Source organism: Pseudomonas sp. LBUM1668, assembly GCF_059695715.1.
This window is the reverse complement of the sequence record NZ_CP166787.1, coordinates 5,709,111-5,730,342: the sequence shown is the minus strand read 5'-3', so window position 1 is coordinate 5,730,342 and position 21,232 is coordinate 5,709,111. Positions and strand designations below refer to the sequence as shown.

The following is a 21,232-nucleotide window of genomic DNA, read 5'->3' as shown; positions in this document are numbered from 1 at the left end:
GGTGCGTTCTATTAAGTAATTCTTCACCCGCGGGGAGCTGAACGCTATTCGCCATGAGTGCCATTGAAAACGCTTTTCTGAACCTGGCTTACCCTCCGCGGCTCGATCTTGGGCCGCAGCTGACGCACGAACAACTTCTCGCTTCCATGCAATCGACCATGGCGCGCCACAAGGGCGGGCCGGTGTGGCTGTTCGCTTACGGTTCGCTGATCTGGCGGCCGGAATGCAATTCGGCGCAGCGCATGCGCGGTCGCGTGCATGGCTACCATCGTGGCTTGTACCTGTGGTCGCACGAACATCGCGGCACGCCGGAAATGCCGGGGCTGGTGTTCGGTCTGGATCGTGGCGGTTCGTGCAGTGGATTTGCTTATCGCTTGCCCGAAGACGATCTGGACAGTGCGCTGTATGCGCTGTGGAAGCGCGAGATGCCGTTCCCGTCCTATCGGCCACACTGGCTCAACTGCCGGCTCGAAGATGGCAGTCAGGTTCAGGCATTAGGATTTGTTTTGGAGCGACACCTGCCCAGCTATGCCGGCAACTTGCCGGATCACGTGCTGAGCCAGGTGTTCGCGAGCGCTTGCGGGCGTTACGGCACCACTCGCGATTACGTCGAGCAGACCGCCCGCGCCCTGCGTAGCCACGCCATGCCAGACCGAAATCTGGAGGCGCGGCTCAAGCGTTGTAAATCACAGGTTGATCAAGCGACCGCTTCGCGGCTCTGACTGGCGACTTGTTTGTGCCATAGCGTCGGGGCCAGGAAGGCCATCGCCAGCAGGCATGCGCTCACTAGCAGGACAAAACCGCCGTCCCAGCCAAAGTGGTCGACGGTGTAGCCCATCGCCGCGCTGGCCGCGACCGAGCCACCCAGATAACCGAACAGACCGGTGAAACCCGCAGCGGTACCCGCGGCTTTCTTCGGCGCCAGTTCCAGCGCCTGCAGGCCGATCAGCATCACCGGGCCGTAGATCAGGAAGCCGATGGAGAATAGCGCGATCATGTCCACGGTCGGGTTGCCGGCCGGGTTCAGCCAGTAAACCAGGGTTGCGACGGTCACCAATGCCATGAACACCATGCCGGTCAGGCCACGGTTGCCACGGAAAATCTTGTCCGACATCCAGCCGCACAGCAGCGTGCCCGGAATCCCCGCCCATTCGTAGAAGAAGTAGGCCCACGAGGTTTTATCCACGGTGAAACCCTTGGCTTCCTTGAGGTAGGTCGGCGCCCAGTCCAGTACGCCGTAGCGCAACAGGTAGACGAAGACGTTGGCCATGGCGATGTACCAGAGCATTTTGTTGCGCAGCACGTATTTGACGAAGATTTCCTTGGCGCTGAATTCGTCTTCGTGGCTGGCGTCGTAGCCTTCCGGGTAGTCGTTCTTGTATTTCTCGATTGGCGGCAGGCCAACCGATTGCGGGGTGTCGCGCATGGTCATGAAGGCAAACACCGCCACGCCCAGAGCCACAGCCGCCGGCACATAGAACGCCGCGTGCCAGTCGTTGAACAAACCCATGCCGAGCAGGAACAGCGGGCCAATCAGGCCGCCGCCGACGTTGTGCGCCACGTTCCACACCGAGACCACGCCGCCGCGTTCCTTCTGCGACCACCAGTGCACCATGGTTCGTCCGCTCGGCGGCCAGCCCATGCCCTGCGCCCAGCCGTTGATGAACAACAGAATGAACATCATGGTCACGCTGGACGTCGCCCACGGTGCGAAACCGAACACGAACATCACCCCAGCCGATACCAGCAGGCCGAAAGGCAAGAAGAAACGTGGGTTGGAGCGGTCGGACACCAGGCCCATGAGAAACTTGGACAGGCCATAGGCAATGGCGATGGCCGACATCGCCAGACCCAGATCGCCACGGCTGTAGCCCTCGTCGATCAGATACGGCATGGCCAGGGAGAAGTTTTTGCGCAGCAGGTAATAACCCGCGTAGCCAATGAAAATGCCAGCGAAGATCTGCCAACGCAGGCGTCGGTAGGTGCTGTCTATTGTTTCTTCAGGCAATGGAGCCTGATGTGCGGCAGGACGAAAGAAAGCAAACATTCAAGAGCTCCAGATTTCTTGTTTTGACTGCGGATGCGAATGTTACAGTTTCGTTACCGAAAATAGCACCGGTTCGCATCCACCAAACAGCGGAAATGTTGGAGATCGAGTGTTCCTTTATGAACATGTCGCTCAGGTATAAATGGCGGTCGTATAGGAGATGCCGGATTGCGCGGGGGGGCAATCCGGCTTTGATGCTGTTCAGCGAACTTGCACGACGACTTTTCCGACAGCCTTGCGCTGCCCCAGATCATTGATCGCTTGCGCCGCATTGCTCAGCGGATAGACCTGCGACACCAGCGGTTTCAGCTTGCCCTCGGCAAACCAGCCAAACAATTGCTGGAAGTTCGCCGCGTTGTCCTGCGGTTGGCGCTGGGCGAAGGAGCCCCAGAACACGCCGAGTACCGCCGCACCCTTGAGCAGGGCGAGGTTGACCGGCAGTTCGGGAATGCGTCCGCTGGCGAAACCGACGACCAGCAAACGGCCGTTCCAGGCGATGGCGCGGATGGCTTGGTCGAAGAGATCGCCGCCGACCGGGTCGTAGATCACGTCGGCACCCTGGCCGTCGGTGAGGCGTTTGATTTCTTCCTTGAGGCTGTTTTCGCTGTAGTTGATCAGTTCATCGGCGCCGGCAGCCTTGGCCACGGCGAGTTTTTCCGTGCTGCTGGCCGCGGCGATGACCCGCGCGCCCATGGCTTTACCGATTTCCACGGCTGCCAGGCCAACACCGCCGGAAGCACCCAGCACCAGCAGGGTTTCGCCGGGCTGAAGGTTGGCGCGTTGCTTGAGGGCGTGCATTGAGGTGCCGTAGGTCATGCTGAATGCAGCGGCGATGTTGAAGTCCATCGACGGCGGAATCGGCAGCACGTTGTAACCCGGCACCGCGACCTGCTCGGCGAAGCTGCCCCAGCCTGTTAGGGCCATGACCCGGTCGCCGACTTTCAGATGACTGACCTTTTCGCCGACAGCGCTGACTACGCCCGCCGCTTCACCGCCCGGCGAAAACGGGAAGGGCGGCTTGAATTGGTATTTGCCCTCGATGATCAGCGTGTCCGGGAAGTTGACCCCGGCGGCGTGCACGTCCAGCAGGATTTCGTTCTTCTTGGCGACAGGACTGGCGACGTCTTCCAGCACCAGCGATTCGGCAGGGCCGAAGGCTTTGCACAGCACGGCTTTCATCAGGGCTATTCCTTTGGGAGTGATGGCCGATAAGTGTAGGTGTGTCAGTCAACGGGTCAACGAGCATGCCCGGCCCTGATAGTCAGCCATAAGCTTGTGCTTGCGCGGCGGGTCGTTATGCTAGGCCGCAAACCGGATAAGGAGCGAATTGTGAAAGCGTGGATCATGTTGTTGCTGGCCCTGTCTCTGCCTGTGGCAGCGCTGGCCGAAGAAGCCAAAGAAGGCGAGGCGCCGAAGGTCAATTACATCACCCTGAGCCCACCGTTCGTGGGCAACTACGGGCTCGATGGCACGCCGAAACTGAAGGTGTTCAAAGCCGATGTGGCGCTGCGCGTAACCGGCGAAGAGTCGACCAAACTGGTCAAGGCCAACGAACCGTTGATTCGCAATCAGCTGGTGGCGCTGTTCACCCAGCAGACGACTGAGGCGATGGGCAGCATCGAGGGCAAGGAAAAGTTGCGTCAGGAAGCGTTGAAACAGACGCAGCAAGTAATGAATGACGAGACCGGCAAGCCGGTGGTTGAGGATCTGTTGTTCAACAACCTGATCATTCAGTAAGACAGATTTAGAAACTCAAAAGATCGCAGCCTTCGGCAGCTCCTACATTGGAATGCACTTTCCTGTAGGAGCTGGCGAAGGCTGCGATCTTTTTTGTGGCCGTTACCGCAGCGCCAATACCGCCGCCCACTGCTCCGGCGTCACCGCCATCACCGACAGCCGCGACCCTTTCTGCACCAGCGGCATTTCGGCCAGCGCGGTCTGCTGCTTCAGATAATCGAGCTTCAACACCCGCGCGAACGTTTCGACGTGCTCGACATCGATTGCGCTCCAGGGGTTTTTTTCTGCTGTGGCCTTCGGATCGAAGTAATGACTTTCAGGGTCCAGCGCCGTCGGATCCGGATACGCCGCCTCGATTATTTTTCCGATCCCGGCAATTCCCGGCTCCGGGCAACTGGAATGGTAGAAAAAGAACTCATCCCCCACCGCCATCGCGCGCAGGAAGTTGCGCGCCTGATAGTTGCGAACTCCGTCCCAGCGCGCTTTGCCAAGTTTCTCCAGGCCTTTGATCGAGAGTTCGTCAGGTTCGGATTTCATCAGCCAATAGGCCATGGTTTTTGCTCCTGAAGCGTTCTTTGGGCAAGTTGTCGGGCAATTTTATGACAAACCGACAGTCGGTTGACGTCAGCGTTTGCGCGCAGGTTCTCGTTGTCGCAAAATGCCGGCCTTTAACGCTTGACGCTGCTGCACGGCCTACGAATGGAAACCGCTGCTGTCATCGTGATGATGTGCCTTGAGGGGGGCAATCGATGAAACGCAAACCGGATTTGCTTTGGGTTTTGGTTATTTTGTTTGGTTTGGGCGTTGTGACCACCGGTTACGCGCAAAGCCTGTGGGCCAACAAGGCCGACGCACCGATTGAAATCGCGCAACAGGTTCAACAGTCGACAGCTTTCAAGCGCTGAAACTGCCTTCCCGACGCCGCTGATCTACGCGGCGTCTAGTCTACGAAATACCACGCCTTGTCAGTGACCGTGCCTTGCAACGGTACATCCCAACTCGCCTGCGCCAGCCGTTCGACCTTCTGACATTCATGGGCCAGGCCCAATAATGTCGGCTTGCGCCAGTTCTTGCGCCGCGCCAGATACGCCAGGCTGCGATCATAGAAGCCACCGCCCATCCCCAGACGTCCGCCGACGTCGTCAAATCCCACCAGTGGCAACAACACCAGATCCAGTGTCCAGATCTTGCGCTGGCGAGCCAGATTGGCGCGCGGCTCAAGGATGCGGAAACGGTTGGGTTTGAGTTTTTCGCCGGGACGGATGCGCTGGAACACCATTTTGGTTCGCGGCCAGGCACTGAGCACCGGCAGGTACGTGGCCTTGCCCCGACGCTGTGCTTCACGCAGCAGCAGGCGCGGATCGATTTCACCGTCGGCGGGCAGGTACAGGGAGATGTGTTTTGCCCGGCGAAAGTGCGGGTCTTGCGCCAATTGCCGGAACAAACCTTTGGCGGCCTGGCGTTGTTCAGCAGCAGTCAGCGCGCGGCGCGCCTTGCGCAGCAGGCGGCGGAGTTGCGGGCGGGGCAGCAGCGCGGGTTCGGTCATGGTTCGGCTTCGGCAGGTTGGACGAAAACGTACGCATAAAAAATCCGATGTCGGCATTCACCGACATCGGATTCGAATCAGGCTCCCCGGATGAACCGCTGTCAACTTAGCCCTTGAACCCGAAAGTTCAAGGTGGAAGATGCAGTAGACTTTAAGGCTTTCCGTCTGGCGGACATGCACACCAGCCCAACGTGCAACTTCCAGGGTAGTGCGAATCGGCTCAGGGACATCGTCAACTGGCAAGCACCCCAGGGAGTGCCGCGAGTATACCTCAAGCGGTCTGGCGAATCAGCCCTTGCTGATGTCCGGATCGTCGGCCAGGACCAGATCGACACGATCGAGCAAGTCACGCACCTGCTCACGGGTCGAGCCGCTGGCTTGAATGTCCGGGCGCTCTTCTTTGTGCAAGAGATCGTGAGTGATGTTCAGTGCAGCCATCACAGCAATGCGGTCGGCACCGATGACTTTGCCGCTGCTGCGGATCTCGCGCATCTTGCCGTCCAGGTAGCGTGCGGCGCTCACCAGATTGCTGCGCTCTTCCTGCGGGCAAATGATCGAATATTCTTTATCGAGGATCTGCACGGTAACGCTATTGCTTGAACTCATGAGTCTTGCTCCAGGGCCTTGAGGCGCGAAATCATCGATTCGACCTTACGCCGGGCGATTTCGTTTTTTTCAATGAGGTGCGCGCGTTCCTCGCGCCAGGTCTTTTCCTGAGCTAGTAAGAGTGCGTTTTGACTCTTTAGTTGCTCGACTCGGCCAATCAGCAGTTCGAGTCTGGCCATCAGCGCTTGCAGGTCGTTGTCTTCCATTGGATTCACTGTCTGATGGGTTAGCTGGCGGACAGCCTTTAATAGTCTTGGCGAGTCTGTCGATGTAGGATACAAGGCCTCCATTCTAGACATAGCGCCGTCTGGCGCCTAGCTGCCCATGACCATTGCGAATTCCCCGTACCAAGCTTTTGCCACCCTGCTGACTTCCAGCGGCCACAACGTCTCGCCTGCCGAACTGCACGGCTTGCTGCTCGGGCGTAGTTGCGCCGGTGCCGGCTTCAATGCCGACGAGTGGCTGATCGATGCCGCCGAGCTGCTCGAAAGCGAGCCACAGGACAACATCCGCAACGCCCTGATCGGCCTGCAAGAGATGGTCAAGGGTGAGCTGACCGGCGACGACGTCACTGTCGTCCTGCTGCTGCCGACCGATGACGCGCCACTGGCTGAGCGTGCCGCCGCACTGGGCGAATGGTGCCAGGGCTTCCTCAGCGGTTTCGGCCTGAACTGCCGCGACAGCAGCATGCTCAGCACTGAAGCCACCGAAGTGCTGCAGGATCTGGCCGCCATTTCCCAGGTGCAAGATGCCCTGGAAGAATCCGAAGACGGCGAGACCGACTACATGGAAGTCATGGAGTACCTGCGCGTTGCGCCGCTGCTGCTGTTCACGGAAACCAAAAAAGCCGACGTGCCGCCAGCCGCCAAGCCGTCGCTGCATTAATCGCGAGCCAGGGAAAGCCATCTGCCCATGATCCATATCCCGAAAGCGGAATACAGCCGTCGCCGCAAGGCCCTGATGGCGCAGATGGAACCCAACAGCATCGCGATTCTGCCCGCCGCCGCGGTGGCCATCCGCAACCGCGACGTCGAGCACGTCTACCGTCAGGACAGCGACTTTCAGTACCTCAGCGGTTTTCCCGAGCCGCAAGCCGTCATCGTCCTGATGCCCGGCCGCGAGCATGGCGAATATGTTTTGTTTTGCCGTGAACGCAACGCCGAACGCGAAATGTGGGACGGCTTCCGCGCCGGCCAGGAAGGCGCGATACGCGACTTTGGCGCCGACGACGCCTTCCCCATCACCGACATCGACGACATCCTGCCGGGCCTGATCGAAGGTCGCGACCGGGTGTATTCGGCGATGGGCAGTAACCCCGAATTTGACCGACACCTGATGGACTGGATCAACGTGATCCGCTCTAAAGCGCACCTCGGCGCCCAGCCCCCGAACGAATTCGTTGCTTTGGATCATCTGCTGCACGACATGCGCCTGTATAAATCGGCGGCAGAAGTGAAGGTGATGCGCGAAGCCGCACGGATCTCGGCCCAGGCCCACATCCGTGCGATGCAGGCCAGCCGCGCCGGGCTCTACGAGTACAGCCTCGAAGCCGAGCTCGATTACGAATTCCGCAAGGGCGGGGCGAAGATGCCGGCCTACGGTTCGATCGTCGCCGCCGGGCGCAATAGCTGCATTCTGCATTACCAGCAAAATGACGCGCTGCTCAGGGACGGAGATCTGGTGCTGATCGACGCCGGTTGCGAAATCGACTGCTACGCCAGCGATATCACCCGCACCTGGCCGGTCAACGGCAAGTTTTCGCCCGAGCAGAAAGCGATCTACGAATTGGTACTCGCCTCGCAGGAAGCTGCATTCGCTGAAATCGCCCCGAACAAGCACTGGAATCAGGCGCACGAAGCCACGGTTCGAGTCATCACCGCAGGTTTGGTGAAGCTGGGCCTGTTGCAGGGCGACGTCGACGAATTGATCGCGACTGAGGCTTACAAAGCGTTTTACATGCACCGCGCCGGCCACTGGCTGGGGATGGATGTACACGACGTCGGCGAATACAAGGTCGGCGGCGAATGGCGCGTGCTGGAAGTCGGCATGGCGCTGACCGTGGAACCGGGCATCTACATCGCTCCGGACAACCAGAGCGTAGCGAAAAAATGGCGCGGCATTGGCGTGCGCATCGAGGATGACGTGGTAGTGACCAAGACCGGCTGTGAAATCCTCACCAACGGCGTACCGAAAGCCGTCGCCGACATCGAAGCGCTGATGGCGCAAGCACGGACACACGCGGCATGAGTCGAGTCAATCTGGCAATCATCGGTGGCGGCCTGGTCGGCGCGAGTCTGGCATTGGCGCTGCAGGCCGGGGCCAAGGCGCGCGGCTGGAAAATCGTGCTGATCGAACCGTTCGCGCCTGGCGACAGTTGGCAGCCGAGCTACGATGCGCGCTCTTCGGCGTTGTCCTTCGGTGCGCGACAAATCTATCAACGGTTGGGCGTGTGGCAGGAAATCTCCCGTCGCGCCGAGCCGATCAAACAGATTCATGTGTCCGATCGTGGCCGCTTCTCTACCGCGCGGTTGTCGGCGATGGAAGAGGGCGTGCCAGCGCTGGGTTACGTGGTGGAAAACGCCTGGCTCGGCCAATGCCTGTGGCAGCACGTCGACAAGGATGTGATCAGTTGGCGTTGCCCGGCGGAAGTCACGCGCATGGAGCCGCTGCCCGACGGCTATCGTCTGACCCTCAATGATGAAACCACCCTTGAATGCGACCTCGCGGTGCTTGCCGATGGCGGGCGTTCCGGCTTGCGCGAGCAGTTGGGCATCAACGTGCGCAAGCGTCCGTATAACCAGAGTGCGCTGATCGCCAACATCACCCCGAGCGAAGCGCACAACGGCATGGCGTTCGAGCGTTTCACCGACGAGGGCCCGATGGCCTTGCTGCCGCTGCCGGATAACCGTTGCGCATTGGTCTGGACGCGTCTGGGCATGGACGCGCAGCGCCTGGCCGATTTGAGCGAGCGCGATTTCCTCAGCGAATTGCAGGGCGTGTTTGGTTACCGCCTCGGCACGTTGAAACAGGTGGGCGCGCGACATTTGTATCCGTTGTCGCTGGTCGAAGCCGAGGAGCAGGTGCGCTCGCATCTGGCTGTACTTGGCAACGCTGCGCACAGTTTGCATCCGATAGCGGGGCAGGGTTTCAACCTGTCCCTGCGTGATGCCGATGCTCTTGCCGCGGCTTTGCTCGCCAGCGACAAACCGCTGGGCGATTTCGCCACGTTGCAGGCGTATCGCGAGCGTCAGCGTCTCGATCAGGACCTCACGGTGGGGTTCTCCGATCAGGTTACGCGGCTGTTCGGCAGCACCCAGCCGTTGGTATCGCTGGGGCGCAACATCGGTTTGCTCGGTCTCGACCTGTTACCACCCGCCAAGCGCTGGTTCGCCCGCCAGGCCATGGGTTTGGGAACACGTCCGGATGCTTAAGTGGTTGAGCAACACGTTCGGCAAGGCGCGGTTGATGCGTTGGGCGATGACGTTTTACCCGCCGTATCTCGGCGCCGGTGTTCGGGTGCGGCACATCAGCGACGACTTTCGCGATGTTCAAGTGTCGATGGGGTTGGGCTGGTACAACCGCAACTACGTCGGCACGCAGTTCGGCGGCAGTCTGTATTCGATGGTCGATCCGTTCTTCATGTTGATGCTGATGGAAAACCTCGGGTCGCGGTACATCGTCTGGGACAAGGCCGCCGACATCGATTTCATTGCGCCGGGCAAAGGCCCGGTGTTCGCCCGGTTTACCATCGACGACACCTTGCTGGATGAGGTCCGTCGGCAGACCGCCAATGGCGAAAAGTACCTGCCGCAGTTGCAGGTCGATATTCATGACGGCGCCGGCAACCTTGTCGCGCGGGTCGGTAAAACCCTTTACGTGCGGCTCAAGCCGCAAGCGAGACAGGCTTAAAGCATGGAAATGCGCGCAGATCTGCTGATTGTCGGAGCCGGAATGGTCGGCAGCGCCCTGGCGCTGGCGTTGCAGGACAGTGGCCTGGAGGTTTTGCTGCTCGACGGCAGCCCGCTGAGCGTCAAACCGTTCGATGCCCAGGCGCCATTCGAACCACGGGTGAGCGCGTTGTCGGCGGCCAGCCAACGAATACTCGAACGCCTTGGCGTGTGGGACGGCATCGCCAGTCGGCGCAGCAGTCCCTACACCGACATGCACGTGTGGGATGGCAGCGGCACCGGGCAGATTCACTTCTCGGCGAGCAGCGTGCATGCCGATGTACTCGGCCATATCGTCGAAAATCGTGTGGTGCAGGATGCCTTGCTCGATCGTTTGCACGATTGCGATCTGGGCATGCTGGCCAACGCACGGCTGGAACAGATGCGCCGTTCCGGTGATGACTGGTTGCTGACCCTGGCCGATGGTCGGCAGTTGCGCGCTCCGCTGGTGATCGCGGCGGATGGCGCCAATTCCGCGGTGCGCCGTCTGACCGGTGTTGCGACCCGTGAATGGGATTATCTGCATCACGCGATCGTCACCAGCGTGCGCAGCAGCAAACCGCATCAGATGACGGCGTGGCAGCGCTTCACCGATCACGGGCCGTTGGCGTTTCTGCCGCTGGAACGCGATGGTCAGCAGGACTGGTGCTCGATCGTCTGGTCGACCACCCCGAGCGAAGCCGAACGTTTGATGGCACTGGATGAAGCGGCATTCTGCCGTGAGCTGGAGCGCGCGTTTGAAGGTCGCCTGGGCGAAGTCGTCAGTGCCGATCCACGGCTGTGCGTGCCACTGCGTCAGCGACATGCCAAGCGTTATGTAGCCGAAGGCCTGGCGCTGATCGGCGATGCCGCGCACACCATTCATCCACTGGCGGGGCAGGGCGTGAACCTGGGTTTCCTCGATGCGGCGGTGCTGGCCGAAGTGCTGTTGCAGGCGACCGAGCGTGGTGAACGGCTGGCGGATGTGAAAGTGCTGAGCCGCTACGAGCGCCGGCGCATGCCACATAACCTGGCGTTGATGGCGGCGATGGAAGGGTTTGAGCGCTTGTTCCAGGCCAACCCGCTGCCTGTGCGCTGGTTGCGTAATGCCGGGTTGAAGCTGGTTGAGCAGATGCCTGAGGCCAAGGCGTTGTTTGTGCGTGAAGCCCTCGGGTTGACCGGGGACCTTCCGGCACTCGCAAAACCCTGAGGTCTGCATTGAGGCTGATGGCCTCATCGCGAGCAGGCTCACTGCTACATTTTGGCAATGCGTCCGCTGTAGGAGCTGCCGAAGGCTGCGATCTTTTGACTTTGTTTTTTAAGATCAAGGTCAAAAGATCGCAGCCTTCGGCAGCTCCTACAGGGGGGCGTTTAGCACCATGCAACATCTGGTAACTCCTTGCCCAAGTGATCGATTGAGAAGGTAAATGTGAGTCCTTATCATTTAGCCCACATTTCCCGACCGAGAGACCACTCCCATGTTGGCACCCAAGCGTCTTCTGACCGCACTGGCCTTGACCCTGATCGGCAGCACCACTGCCCAGGCCGCCGACGAGGTGGTGGTTTACTCTTCGCGCATCGATGAACTGATCAAACCGGTGTTTGATGCCTACACCGCCAAAACCGGGGTGAAGATCAAGTTCATCACCGACAAGGAAGCGCCGCTGATGCAGCGCATCAAGGCCGAGGGTGAGAACGCCACCGCCGACCTGCTGCTGACCGTCGATGCCGGCAACCTCTGGCAGGCCGAGCAGATGGGCATCCTGCAGCCGTTCACCTCGAAAACCATCGACGCCAATATCCCGCAGCAATACCGCGCCTCCAGCCACGCCTGGACGGGGTTGAGCCTGCGCGCACGGACCATCGCCTATTCCACTCAGCGAGTGAAGCCGGGCGAATTGACCACCTACGAAGCACTGGCCGACAAGAACTGGGAAGGTCGCCTGTGCCTGCGCACGGCGAAGAAGGTCTACAACCAGTCACTGACTGCGACCATGATCGAAGTACATGGCGCCGAGAAGACCGAGAAAATCCTCAAGGGCTGGGTAAACAACCTGTCCACCGATGTGTTCTCCGATGACGTTGCAGTGCTCGAAGCGATCAATGCCGGGCAGTGCGATGTCGGCATCGTCAACACCTACTACTACGGTCGCCTGCACAAGCAGAAGCCGGAACTGCCGGTCAAACTGTTCTGGCCGAATCAGGCGGATCGCGGTGTGCACGTCAACCTGTCGGGCATCGGCTTGACCAAACATGCACCACACCCGGAAGCCGCCAAGGCACTGGTCGAGTGGATGACCACGCCTGAGGCGCAGAAAATCTTCGCCGACGTCAACCAGGAATTCCCGGCCAACCCTGCCGTTGCACCGTCGGAAGAAGTGGCCGCATGGGGCAAGTTCATTGCCGACACCTTGCCGGTGGAAGTGGCGGGCAAGCGCCAGGCCGAAGCGATTCGCATGATGGATCGGGCGGGCTGGAACTGAGTCTGCTGATTTAGAGAGCAAAAGATCGCAGCCTTCGGCAGCTCCTACAGGGTGAGCACAATCCCACTGTAGGAGTTGCCGAAGGCTGCGATCTTTTTGCTTTTCTCCTTACACTCTACGTTTTTCCTCCACGAGAGTTCGCAAGTGGCCCACCCCGCCCAACGCCGCTGGTATCCCATCGTCTTCGCCATTGCCGCGCTGGTGCTGTTGCCCCTGAGCGTTCTGCTGCTGTCATGGCAGACCATCGATCAACAGATCTGGTCACACCTGTGGGAAACCCAGATGCCGCGCCTGCTGGGCAACACCCTGACGCTGGTGCTCGGCGTTGGTGTCGGCGTGACGCTGCTGGGGGTGAGCCTCGCCTGGCTCACCAGCCTCTGCGAATTCCCCGGTCGCCGCTGGCTCGATTGGGCACTGATGTTGCCCTTCGCCATCCCGGCCTATGTGCTCGCTTTCGTGTTTGTCGGCTTGCTCGACTTCGCCGGGCCAGTACAAACACTGCTGCGTGAATGGTTCGGTTCCGGCCTGCGGCTACCGCGCGTTCGCTCCACTGGTGGGGTGATTCTGGTGTTGGTGCTGGTCTTCTACCCCTACGTTTACCTGTTGGCACGCACGGCGTTTCTCGCTCAGGGCAAAGGCCTGATGGAAGCCGCGCGCGTGCTCGGCCAATCACCCTGGCAAGCCTTTTGGCGCGTAGCGTTGCCGATGGCGCGTCCGGCGATTGGTGCGGGCGTGGCACTGGCGCTGATGGAGACTCTGGCGGATTTCGGTGCGGTCTCGGTGTTCAACTTCGACACCTTCACCACGGCGATCTACAAGACCTGGTACGGCTTCTTCAGCCTGTCCAGTGCGGCCCAATTAGCCAGCCTGTTGTTGCTGGTGGTGATGCTGGTGCTCTACGGCGAACGTCGCGCACGCGGCGCGAACCGGGCGAGCAACGAGCGGCCTCGGGTCAAGGCGCTGTATCACCTGCGCGGGTTCAAAGCCTTCGCGGCGATGAGTTGGTGCGTATTGGTCTTCGCCTGCGCGTTTGTGATTCCGGTTTTGCAATTGGTCGTGTGGTTCTGGCAGCGCGGGCGCTTCGATCTCGATGAGCGCTACGCCGGGCTGATCCTGCACACCCTCTATCTGGGTGGCATGGCGGCGTTGATCACTGTCAGCGTGGCGTTGCTGCTGGCGTTCGCCCGCCGGTTGGCGCCGACCCGGGCGATCCGCTCCGGTGTCAGTCTGGCCAACCTCGGTTACGCCCTGCCGGGCTCGGTGTTGGCCGTGTCGATCATGCTGGCCTTCAGTTATCTGGATCGAGAACTGGTGATTCCGCTTTCGGGCTGGCTCGGTGGTGCAGGCAAACCATTGTTGCTCGGCAGTCTGGCGGCGTTGCTGATGGCGTATCTGGTGCGGTTTATTGCCGTCGCGTATGGCCCGTTGGAAAGCAGTCTGGCGCGTATACGGCCATCTTTGCCGGAAGCGGCACGTAGCCTGGGTGTCAGTGGGCCGCGACTGTTTTTCAAAGTGTATCTGCCGTTGTTGCTGCCCGGTACGTTGAGCGCGGCGTTGCTGGTGTTCGTCGATGTGCTCAAGGAAATGCCCGCAACCCTGCTGATGCGCCCGTTTGGCTGGGACACGCTGGCCGTACGCATCTTTGAAATGACCAGCGAAGGCGAATGGGCGAGGGCGTCTTTACCGGCGCTGACCCTGGTTCTGGTCGGACTATTGCCGGTCATTGGCCTGATCCGGCGCTCGGCGCACCGAAACACTTAGTCGTCAGTCCTGAATCATGCGGCTACAATGCGCGGCATTCGGTGCGGTTCGTCTGACAGACCCGTTCGCTGGAAACGGCTGAAAGCCTTATATTTCAAGGCTTTCACCCGTGCAGCGGCAGTCCGCACCCTCGCCACGCCCGGAAGGAGAAACCCATGGGACAGCGTACGCCTCTGTATGACCTGCATCTCGCCCTCGGCGCGAAGATGGTCGATTTTGGCGGTTGGGATATGCCACTGCATTACGGCTCGCAGGTCGAGGAGCACCACGAAGTGCGCCGCGATTGCGGGGTGTTCGATGTGTCCCACATGACCGTAATCGATGTTGACGGCGCCCAGGCCAAGGCCTGGCTCCAGCATTTGCTGGCCAATGACGTCGAACGCCTGCACCGCCCCGGCCGTGCGTTGTACAGCACCATGCTCAACGAGCGTGGCGGCATCGTCGATGACATGATCGTCTACCGCCTCGAAGACGGTTATCGTCTGGTGTTCAACGCCTCGACCCGTGATCAGGATCTGGCCTGGATGCAGGCGCAACTCGGCAGTTTCGCCGTGCAACTGCACGAGCGCTCGGAACTGGCGATGCTGGCCATTCAAGGCCCGCATGCACGGCACAAGATTGCCGAACTGGTCACCCAGTCGCGTGCCACGCTGATCCAGCACCTCAAACCCTTTGAAGGCGAGACCGACGGCGACTGGTTCATTGCCCGCACCGGTTACACCGGTGAAGACGGTCTGGAAATCGTATTGCCGGCCAATCAGGCCCCGGCTTTCTTCAACGATCTGGTGGGTGCCGGCATTTCCCCGATCGGCCTCGGTGCCCGCGACACGTTGCGCGTGGAAGCCGGCATGAACCTCTACGGTCAGGACATTCATCAAGACGTTTCGCCGCTGGCGTCCAACATGGCCTGGAGCATCGCCTGGGAACCGGCCTCGCGTCAGTTCATCGGCCGTGCTGCGCTGGAGGCGGAAAAAGCCGCTGGCGTTGCACACAAACTGGTCGGTCTGGTGCTTGAGGAACGCGGTGTTTTGCGTGCCCACCAAGTCGTTCGTATCGCCGATGTTGGCGAAGGAGAGATCACCAGTGGTAGTTTCTCTCCTACGCTAAGCAAATCGATTGCCCTGGCGCGTGTTCCGATGGCGACTGCCGACCGCGCCGAAGTGGAAATCCGTGGCAAGTGGTACCCGGTACGAGTGGTCAAACCGACCTTCGTACGCCATGGCAAAACTTTGATCTAACCTTTTCCGGCGGGCACCACCGCTGACAATTTCTTGAGGACACTGAAGATGAGCGATATTCCTGCCGACCTGCGTTTTGCCGAAAGTCACGAATGGGCACGTCTGGAAGCCGACGGCACCGTCACTGTGGGCATCAGCGATCACGCGCAGGAAGCGCTGGGTGATGTGGTGTTTGTCGAGCTGACGGAAGTCGGCAAAGTGTTCGCGGCTGGCGATCAATCCGGTGTGGTCGAATCGGTGAAGGCCGCTTCCGACATCTACGCCCCGGTCAGCGGTGAAGTCATCGCGATCAACGAAGAGCTGAGCGGTTCGCCTGAGCTGCTGAACTCCGACCCGTACGGTGCGTGGATCTTCAAGCTCAAGCCTAGCGACAAGGCTGAGCTGGACAAGCTGCACGACGCGGCTGCCTACAAGGCTGCCATCGGCGAGTAAGCTGAGCGCTGCACCCCAAAGCCCCGACTTGTCGGGGCTTTTTGTTTCAGGATCAAAAGATCGCAGCCTGCGGCAGCTCCTGCAGGAGTCCAATTATGGATATACATAGCCTTTGTAGGAGCTGCCGAAGGCTGCGATCTTTTGATCTTCAAGGGCACTGCTATGCTGGTTTGACCGTATTTGCCTTGACGCCGAGCGCCAGCCAAGAGAGAGCCCGTCATGTCCCAGTTGCCGTCCCTGAGCCAGTTACGCGATCCCGAAGCATTTCTGCGCCGCCACCTCGGCCCCGATGCCGCCGAACAGCAGGCCATGCTCGACAGTCTGGGCCTCGGCAGCCGAGGTGAACTGATCGAGCAGACCGTGCCCCCGGGCATTCGCTTTAATCGCGCACTGGATTTGCCGCCAGCGCTGGATGAGCAAGCGGCGCTGGCCAGGTTGCGTGGCTACGCCGAGCAGAATCAGGTCTGGACCAGCCTGATCGGCATGGGCTACCACGGCACGCTCACGCCGACCGTCATCTTGCGCAACGTGCTGGAAAATCCCGGTTGGTACACCGCCTATACGCCGTATCAACCGGAGATTGCCCAGGGTCGGCTCGAAGCGCTGCTGAATTTTCAGCAGCTGACCATCGACCTCACGGGCCTGGAACTGGCCAACGCGTCATTGCTCGATGAGGCTACTGCGGCGGCGGAGGCCATGGCGCTGGCCAAACGTGTCGCCAAGTCGAAGAGCAATCTGTTTTTCGTCGACGAGAACTGTCATCCACAAACCATCTCCGTCGTGCAGACCCGGGCCGAAGGTTTCGGTTTCGAGTTGATCATCGACGCTGTGGATAACTTGCAGCAGCACCAGGTATTCGGAGCACTGCTGCAATACCCCGATACCCACGGCGAGATCCGCGATCTGCGTCCACTCATCGATCACTTGCATGCCCAGCAAGCCCTTGCCTGTGTGGCGACCGATTTGCTCAGTTTGCTGCTGCTGACGCCGCCGGGTGAGTTGGGCGCCGACGTGGTGTTCGGTTCGTCGCAACGCTTTGGCGTGCCGATGGGCTACGGCGGGCCGCATGCGGCGTTTTTCGCCAGTCGCGAAGAATACAAACGGGCGATTCCCGGGCGGATCATCGGTGTGTCGAAAGACGCTCGCGGCAACGTCGCGTTGCGCATGGCCCTGCAAACCCGCGAGCAACATATCCGCCGCGAGAAAGCCAATTCGAACATCTGCACGGCGCAGGTGCTGTTGGCCAATATCGCCAGTTTTTACGCGGTCTATCACGGGCCGGAAGGCTTGAAGCGCATCGCGCAGCGAGTGCATCGGCTGACCTGCATTCTGGCGGAAGGGCTTGAGCGCCACGGCATCAACCGGATCAACGCGCAGTTTTTCGACACGCTGACGCTGGACGTCGGCGGCGCGCAAACCGCGATTATCGAAAGTGCCAAGGCTGCGCAAATCAACCTGAGGATTCTCGGCCGTGGCCGGGTCGGGCTGAGCCTCGACGAAACGTGTGACGAGCACACCGTGGCAAAGCTGTTCGATGTGCTGCTGGGTGCCGATCATGGGCTGATCGTCGAGGATCTTGACGCCCAGGCACTGGCTTCCGGTATTCCAGACAGTCTTCAGCGCAGCACACCGTACCTGCGTCATCCGGTGTTCAACGCCCATCACAGCGAAACCGAGATGCTGCGTTACCTCAAGCAACTGGAGAACAAGGATCTGGCGCTCAACCAGTCGATGATCCCGTTGGGCTCCTGCACCATGAAACTCAACGCCACCAGCGAAATGATCCCGATCACCTGGCCGCAGTTCGCCAATCTGCATCCCTTCGTGCCCAGGGAGCAGGCGGTCGGCTACACCTTGATGATCGAAGAACTTGAGCGCTGGTTGTGCGCGATTACCGGGTTCGACGCGATTTGCATGCAGCCCAACTCCGGCGCTCAGGGCGAGTACGCCGGGTTGCTGGCGATCCGCAAATATCACGAGAGCCGCCAGCAGGGCGCGCGCGATATCTGCCTGATTCCGTCCTCGGCCCACGGCACCAATCCAGCCTCGGCACAAATGGCCGGGATGCGTGTGGTGATCGTCGAGTGCGACGAGGCGGGTAACGTCGATCTAGAGGATTTGAAAGCAAAAGCCGCCGAGGCTGGGGATAAGTTGTCATGCCTGATGGCGACCTACCCATCGACCCACGGCGTGTACGAAGAAGGCATCAGCGAGATCTGCGAGGTTATCCACAAGCACGGCGGTCAGGTGTACATGGACGGCGCGAACCTCAATGCGCAGGTCGGGCTGGCGCGGCCGGCGGACATCGGTGCCGACGTGTCGCACATGAATTTGCACAAGACCTTCTGCATTCCCCATGGCGGTGGCGGGCCGGGCATGGGGCCGATCGGTATTCGCGCACATTTGGCGCCGTTCGTCGCCAACCATCCTGTGGTGCCGATCGACGGGCCGCTGGCGCAGAACGGAGCAGTCAGCGCGGCGCCGTGGGGCAGTGCGAGCATTTTGCCGATCAGCTGGATGTACATCGCCATGATGGGGCCGCAACTGGCAGACGCCAGCGAAGTGGCAATCCTCGCGGCGAACTACCTGGCGCAGCATTTATCCGGTGCGTTCCCGGTGCTGTACACCGGGCGCAACGGGCGGGTCGCGCACGAATGCATTCTCGATTTGCGGCCGCTTAAAGCGCAGACCGGGATCAGCGAGGAGGATGTCGCCAAGCGCCTGATGGATTACGGCTTCCATGCGCCAACCATGTCGTTCCCGGTGCCGGGCACCTTGATGGTCGAGCCGACCGAGAGCGAATCCAAGGCTGAGCTGGACCGGTTCATCGGCGCGATGTTGAGTATTCGCGCGGAAATCACCGAGGTGCAGAACGGGAACTGGCCGGCGGAAGACAACCCGCTCAAGCGTGCGCCGCATACCTTGGCGGATGTCACCGGCGTGTGGGAGCGGCCGTACAGCATCGAGCAAGGCATCACACCGGATGCACACACCAAGGCACACAAATACTGGCCAGCGGTGAATCGGGTGGATAACGTTTATGGGGATCGCAATCTGTATTGCGCTTGCGTGCCGGTCGACGATTACCGCTGAAGATCAAAAGATCGCAGCCTTCGGCAGCTCCTACATTGATTCGTGTACACCCGTGCCCTGTAGGAGCTGCCGAAGGCTGCGATCTTTTGATTTGTCGTCAAAAAAAATGCCGCTCAAATGAGCGGCATTTTTGCGCGTGAATGGCTTACTCGGAAGCCACGGCGTTCTTTGCCAGAATCGCGTTCGCCAGTTCCATGTCCGTCGCCTGCAGGCCCGGATTGTCGTTACGGACTTTCTGCATTGCAGCTTCCAGATACGGGCCACGGATGCCGCCATCGCTGGCAACGAAACTGCCGGCGTCGTCCTGTGCGGCGACGATCAGCTTGTGATCCTTGAAGGTCAGGTAAGTCGAGCCGGTGGTGGCGCCGGAGGAAATGACGTTACGCCAGAAGCTGTCGGCCATTGCCGAACCAACAGGCAGAGACAGCAGGGCAAGGGTAGCGACAGCAAGTTTGAGACGCATGAGGGGGTGACTCCACTGGTGTTGAATGAGCGGTTGGATCGTCATTTCCCCTGTCCGGTTCCCTGAGCGCCTATTTCAACTCGCTTTGTGGCGTCACCCGCAGCACTTCCTCAACCGTTGTCAGCCCCGCCGCAACTTTCTGCGCACCGGACAGACGCAAACTGCGCATGCCTTCCTTGAATGCCTGGCGGCGGATCGCCGTGAGGTCGGTGTCAGGGGTGATGAAGGCTTTGAGGCTGTCGCTCAGTTGCATGATTTCGTAAACCCCGGCGCGTCCGTGATAACCGGTGTCGCGGCACTCCACGCAGCCGATGGCCCTTTGTGCGTTGCCCGGCAGTGGCGCCTGCCAGGGCCGGGTCAAGGTTTGCCAATCCTCCTCGTCCAGGGTCAGCGGTGCTTTGCAATGCGGGCACAAGGTCCGCACCAACCGTTGGGCCATGACCCCGAGCACCGTGGCCTTGATCAAGTAATGCGGCACGCCCAGTTCAAGCAATCGGCTGATCGCACTCGGCGCGTCGTTGGTGTGCAGCGTCGACAGCACCAGATGCCCGGTGAGTGCCGCTTGAATCGCCATCTCGGCGGTTTCGAGGTCGCGAATCTCGCCGATCATGATGATGTCCGGGTCCTGTCGCATCAGCGCGCGCACTCCGGCGGCGAAGCTCAGGTCGATGTTGTGCTGGACCTGCATCTGGTTGAACGCCGGCTCGACCATTTCGATCGGGTCTTCGATGGTGCAGAGGTTGACCTCCGGCGTCGCCAGTTTTTTCAGGGTGGTGTAGAGCGTGGTGGTCTTGCCCGAACCGGTGGGCCCGGTGACCAGAATGATGCCGTTGGGCTGGCGAGTCATGTCCTGCCAACGGCGCAGATCGTCGGCGGAAAACCCAAGCTGATCGAAGTCCTTGAGCAGCACATCCGGGTCGAAAATCCGCATGACCATTTTTTCGCCGAACGCGGTGGGCAGGGTCGACAGGCGCAACTCCACTTCGCCGCCGTCCGGGGTCTTGGTCTTGACCCGGCCGTCCTGGGGTTTGCGCTTTTCGGCGACGTTCATCCGCCCGAGGCTTTTCAGGCGACTGACGATGGCCATCGTCACCTGCGGCGGAAATTGATAGACGTTATGCAGCACGCCGTCGATGCGAAAACGCACCGTGCCTTGCTCGCGGCGCGGTTCAATGTGGATATCACTGGCGCGCTGCTGGAAGGCGTACTGAAACAGCCAGTCGACGATGTTGACGATGTGCGCGTCGTTGGCGTCCGGCTCCTGATCGCTGGCGCCGAGGTTGAGCAATTGTTCGAAGTTGCCGAGGTTGCCGTTCTGTTGATCGGCGTTACTGGCACCGCTGACCGATTTGGCCAAGCGAAAGAACTCGACGCTGAAACGCTGGATGTCCACCGAGTTGGCCACCACCCGTTTGATCGGCAGCTTCAAGACGTGAGTCAGATCGGCTTCCCAGCCGGTCACATAAGGCTGGGCGCTGGCCACCGTCACCGAGTCGCGATCGACCGCCACCGCGAGAATCTTGTGGCGCTGGGCAAAGGCGTAGGACATCAACGGGGTGATGGCGGCAACGTTGATCTTCAGCGGATCGATGCGCAGATAGGGCTGGCCGGCCTGTTGCGCCAGCCACAGGGTCAGGCTTTCGAGGTCCAGATGCTTGCCCGGACGGCTGAGGTCGTCCAGTTGCTGGCTGGCGATAAACTCCAGCGGATGCTTCTGGCCATGCGCGGCGTGGCGACGGCGTGCATTGAGTGCCTGCTCCGCCGAATCCTGGCTGATGAAGCCTTGGGCGACCAGTTCACGCAATACATCATTGAGGTCCAGCCAGCGGTCCTGAGTGGCAAGTTGAACGGACATGCGGGCTTCCTTTTAAGCGACAGTGCGCAAAAGGATAGTCGCGGC

The 21,232-nt window shown here is 60.5% G+C and carries 21 protein-coding genes and 1 other RNA gene; 13 read left to right on the top strand and 9 right to left on the bottom strand.

The features are described 5' to 3' along the window. Positions 1-53 precede the first annotated feature (53 nt). Positions 54-722 carry a gamma-glutamylcyclotransferase gene (locus tag ACA061_RS25880; protein WP_497300267.1) on the top strand — a complete coding sequence of 223 codons (669 nt, stop codon included), beginning with the start codon at positions 54-56 and terminating at the stop codon, positions 720-722. Here ACA061_RS25880 and glpT read toward each other — a convergent pair. Further along, positions 698-2,047 carry a glycerol-3-phosphate transporter gene (gene glpT / locus ACA061_RS25875; RefSeq protein ID WP_497300266.1) on the bottom strand — a complete coding sequence of 450 codons (1,350 nt, stop codon included), beginning with the start codon at positions 2,045-2,047 and terminating at the stop codon, positions 698-700. The genes ACA061_RS25880 and glpT overlap by 25 nt on opposite strands. A gap of 201 nt (positions 2,048-2,248) precedes the next feature. Then, positions 2,249-3,226 (bottom strand): NADPH:quinone oxidoreductase family protein, encoded by a 978-nt coding sequence (locus ACA061_RS25870; protein WP_150616814.1) that lies wholly within the window; start codon positions 3,224-3,226, stop codon positions 2,249-2,251. A 150-nt stretch (positions 3,227-3,376) separates the two neighbouring features. Between ACA061_RS25870 and ACA061_RS25865 the strand changes: the two genes are divergently transcribed. Next, a complete protein-coding gene (locus tag ACA061_RS25865) occupies positions 3,377-3,784 on the top strand; it encodes a flagellar basal body-associated protein FliL (RefSeq protein WP_191626493.1) in 408 nt (135 codons plus the stop codon). A gap of 102 nt (positions 3,785-3,886) precedes the next feature. On the opposite strand, the gene ACA061_RS25860 is transcribed toward ACA061_RS25865, so the two are convergent. Continuing rightward, the gene (locus ACA061_RS25860) at positions 3,887-4,336 is read right to left on the bottom strand and encodes an EVE domain-containing protein (protein WP_150616813.1); all 450 of its coding nucleotides are present in this window, start codon (positions 4,334-4,336) and stop codon (positions 3,887-3,889) included. 197 nt (positions 4,337-4,533) lie between these two features. Here ACA061_RS25860 and ACA061_RS25855 point away from each other — a divergent pair, with 197 nt between their 5' ends. Continuing rightward, on the top strand, positions 4,534-4,689 hold the full coding sequence (locus tag ACA061_RS25855) for a hypothetical protein (RefSeq protein WP_164488117.1): 156 nt from the start codon (positions 4,534-4,536) through the stop codon (positions 4,687-4,689). Positions 4,690-4,724: 35 nt separating this feature from the next. Here the strand turns inward: ACA061_RS25855 and ACA061_RS25850 are convergent, their stop codons facing one another. From ACA061_RS25850 to ACA061_RS25835, 4 genes are all read right to left on the bottom strand, one after another. Then, positions 4,725-5,330 (bottom strand): 5-formyltetrahydrofolate cyclo-ligase, encoded by a 606-nt coding sequence (locus ACA061_RS25850; protein WP_150616812.1) that lies wholly within the window; start codon positions 5,328-5,330, stop codon positions 4,725-4,727. A gap of 79 nt (positions 5,331-5,409) precedes the next feature. Continuing rightward, a non-coding RNA gene (ssrS, locus tag ACA061_RS25845) (6S RNA) lies at positions 5,410-5,588 on the bottom strand. A 30-nt stretch (positions 5,589-5,618) separates the two neighbouring features. Next, positions 5,619-5,936, bottom strand: coding sequence for a cell division protein ZapA (locus tag ACA061_RS25840; protein WP_007967943.1), 318 nt, complete (start codon positions 5,934-5,936; stop codon positions 5,619-5,621). Continuing rightward, a complete protein-coding gene (locus tag ACA061_RS25835) occupies positions 5,933-6,142 on the bottom strand; it encodes a TIGR02449 family protein (protein ID WP_016985919.1) in 210 nt (69 codons plus the stop codon). Before ACA061_RS25835 ends, ACA061_RS25840 begins: the two co-directional genes overlap by 4 nt. 118 nt (positions 6,143-6,260) lie before the next feature. On the opposite strand from ACA061_RS25835, the gene ACA061_RS25830 reads away from it, so the two are divergent. The 10 genes from ACA061_RS25830 (at position 6,261) to gcvP (ending at position 18,869) form a co-directional block, all read left to right on the top strand. Next, positions 6,261-6,821: a YecA/YgfB family protein gene (locus ACA061_RS25830; RefSeq protein ID WP_042561664.1), complete on the top strand. Its 561-nt coding sequence runs from the start codon at positions 6,261-6,263 to the stop codon at positions 6,819-6,821. 27 nt (positions 6,822-6,848) lie between these two features. Beyond that, on the top strand, positions 6,849-8,183 hold the full coding sequence (gene pepP / locus ACA061_RS25825; protein WP_497300265.1) for a Xaa-Pro aminopeptidase: 1,335 nt from the start codon (positions 6,849-6,851) through the stop codon (positions 8,181-8,183). Beyond that, positions 8,180-9,367 (top strand): 2-octaprenyl-6-methoxyphenyl hydroxylase, encoded by a 1,188-nt coding sequence (gene ubiH, locus ACA061_RS25820; RefSeq protein ID WP_150604760.1) that lies wholly within the window; start codon positions 8,180-8,182, stop codon positions 9,365-9,367. Before pepP ends, ubiH begins: the two co-directional genes overlap by 4 nt. Beyond that, entirely contained in the window at positions 9,360-9,845 is a 486-nt protein-coding gene (locus tag ACA061_RS25815) for a DUF4442 domain-containing protein (RefSeq protein WP_150604759.1), read from the top strand. The genes ubiH and ACA061_RS25815 overlap by 8 nt, the downstream gene beginning before the upstream one ends. Positions 9,846-9,854: 9 nt before the next feature. Beyond that, positions 9,855-11,072: a 2-octaprenyl-3-methyl-6-methoxy-1,4-benzoquinol hydroxylase gene (locus ACA061_RS25810; protein ID WP_191626494.1), complete on the top strand. Its 1,218-nt coding sequence runs from the start codon at positions 9,855-9,857 to the stop codon at positions 11,070-11,072. Positions 11,073-11,340: 268 nt separating this feature from the next. Next, on the top strand, positions 11,341-12,345 hold the full coding sequence (locus tag ACA061_RS25805; RefSeq protein ID WP_042561659.1) for an extracellular solute-binding protein: 1,005 nt from the start codon (positions 11,341-11,343) through the stop codon (positions 12,343-12,345). Positions 12,346-12,489: 144 nt separating this feature from the next. Then, positions 12,490-14,106, top strand: coding sequence for an ABC transporter permease (locus ACA061_RS25800; RefSeq protein ID WP_497300264.1), 1,617 nt, complete (start codon positions 12,490-12,492; stop codon positions 14,104-14,106). Between the two features lie 155 nt (positions 14,107-14,261). Next, positions 14,262-15,344, top strand: a complete 1,083-nt coding sequence (gene gcvT, locus ACA061_RS25795) for a glycine cleavage system aminomethyltransferase GcvT (protein WP_150616807.1) — start codon at positions 14,262-14,264, stop codon at positions 15,342-15,344. A gap of 48 nt (positions 15,345-15,392) precedes the next feature. Next, positions 15,393-15,776 (top strand): glycine cleavage system protein GcvH, encoded by a 384-nt coding sequence (gene gcvH, locus ACA061_RS25790; protein WP_047304068.1) that lies wholly within the window; start codon positions 15,393-15,395, stop codon positions 15,774-15,776. A 219-nt stretch (positions 15,777-15,995) separates the two neighbouring features. Beyond that, positions 15,996-18,869 (top strand): aminomethyl-transferring glycine dehydrogenase, encoded by a 2,874-nt coding sequence (gene gcvP, locus ACA061_RS25785; protein ID WP_497300263.1) that lies wholly within the window; start codon positions 15,996-15,998, stop codon positions 18,867-18,869. Between the two features lie 145 nt (positions 18,870-19,014). On the opposite strand, the gene ACA061_RS25780 is transcribed toward gcvP, so the two are convergent. Together ACA061_RS25780 and tfpB are read right to left on the bottom strand one after the other, a co-directional pair. Beyond that, complete coding sequence (locus ACA061_RS25780; protein WP_042561654.1) at positions 19,015-19,332, bottom strand: DUF2388 domain-containing protein; 318 nt, start codon at positions 19,330-19,332, stop codon at positions 19,015-19,017. A gap of 70 nt (positions 19,333-19,402) precedes the next feature. After that, a complete protein-coding gene (tfpB, locus tag ACA061_RS25775) occupies positions 19,403-21,187 on the bottom strand; it encodes a type IV pilus assembly ATPase TfpB (RefSeq protein ID WP_150616805.1) in 1,785 nt (594 codons plus the stop codon). Between the last annotated feature and the right edge of the window lie 45 nt (positions 21,188-21,232).

Excerpts from the sequence above, each read along its gene's own strand:
- ubiH (WP_150604760.1), top strand. The coding sequence starts at position 8,180 with ATGAGTCGAGTCAATCTGGCAATCATCGGTGGCGGCCTGGTCGGCGCG.
- ACA061_RS25870 (WP_150616814.1), bottom strand. The coding sequence starts at position 3,226 with ATGAAAGCCGTGCTGTGCAAAGCCTTCGGCCCTGCCGAATCGCTGGTG.
- pepP (WP_497300265.1), top strand. The coding sequence starts at position 6,849 with ATGATCCATATCCCGAAAGCGGAATACAGCCGTCGCCGCAAGGCCCTG.
- ACA061_RS25810 (WP_191626494.1), top strand. The coding sequence starts at position 9,855 with ATGCGCGCAGATCTGCTGATTGTCGGAGCCGGAATGGTCGGCAGCGCC.
- ACA061_RS25830 (WP_042561664.1), top strand. The coding sequence starts at position 6,261 with ATGACCATTGCGAATTCCCCGTACCAAGCTTTTGCCACCCTGCTGACT.
- glpT (WP_497300266.1), bottom strand. The coding sequence starts at position 2,047 with ATGTTTGCTTTCTTTCGTCCTGCCGCACATCAGGCTCCATTGCCTGAA.
- gcvT (WP_150616807.1), top strand. The coding sequence starts at position 14,262 with ATGGGACAGCGTACGCCTCTGTATGACCTGCATCTCGCCCTCGGCGCG.
- ACA061_RS25880 (WP_497300267.1), top strand. The coding sequence starts at position 54 with ATGAGTGCCATTGAAAACGCTTTTCTGAACCTGGCTTACCCTCCGCGG.
- tfpB (WP_150616805.1), bottom strand. The coding sequence starts at position 21,187 with ATGTCCGTTCAACTTGCCACTCAGGACCGCTGGCTGGACCTCAATGAT.
- ACA061_RS25850 (WP_150616812.1), bottom strand. The coding sequence starts at position 5,330 with ATGACCGAACCCGCGCTGCTGCCCCGCCCGCAACTCCGCCGCCTGCTG.
- ACA061_RS25840 (WP_007967943.1), bottom strand. The coding sequence starts at position 5,936 with ATGAGTTCAAGCAATAGCGTTACCGTGCAGATCCTCGATAAAGAATAT.
- gcvH (WP_047304068.1), top strand. The coding sequence starts at position 15,393 with ATGAGCGATATTCCTGCCGACCTGCGTTTTGCCGAAAGTCACGAATGG.
- ACA061_RS25855 (WP_164488117.1), top strand. The coding sequence starts at position 4,534 with ATGAAACGCAAACCGGATTTGCTTTGGGTTTTGGTTATTTTGTTTGGT.
- ACA061_RS25815 (WP_150604759.1), top strand. The coding sequence starts at position 9,360 with ATGCTTAAGTGGTTGAGCAACACGTTCGGCAAGGCGCGGTTGATGCGT.
- ACA061_RS25780 (WP_042561654.1), bottom strand. The coding sequence starts at position 19,332 with ATGCGTCTCAAACTTGCTGTCGCTACCCTTGCCCTGCTGTCTCTGCCT.
- ACA061_RS25860 (WP_150616813.1), bottom strand. The coding sequence starts at position 4,336 with ATGGCCTATTGGCTGATGAAATCCGAACCTGACGAACTCTCGATCAAA.
- ACA061_RS25835 (WP_016985919.1), bottom strand. The coding sequence starts at position 6,142 with ATGGAAGACAACGACCTGCAAGCGCTGATGGCCAGACTCGAACTGCTG.
- ACA061_RS25805 (WP_042561659.1), top strand. The coding sequence starts at position 11,341 with ATGTTGGCACCCAAGCGTCTTCTGACCGCACTGGCCTTGACCCTGATC.
- gcvP (WP_497300263.1), top strand. The coding sequence starts at position 15,996 with ATGTCCCAGTTGCCGTCCCTGAGCCAGTTACGCGATCCCGAAGCATTT.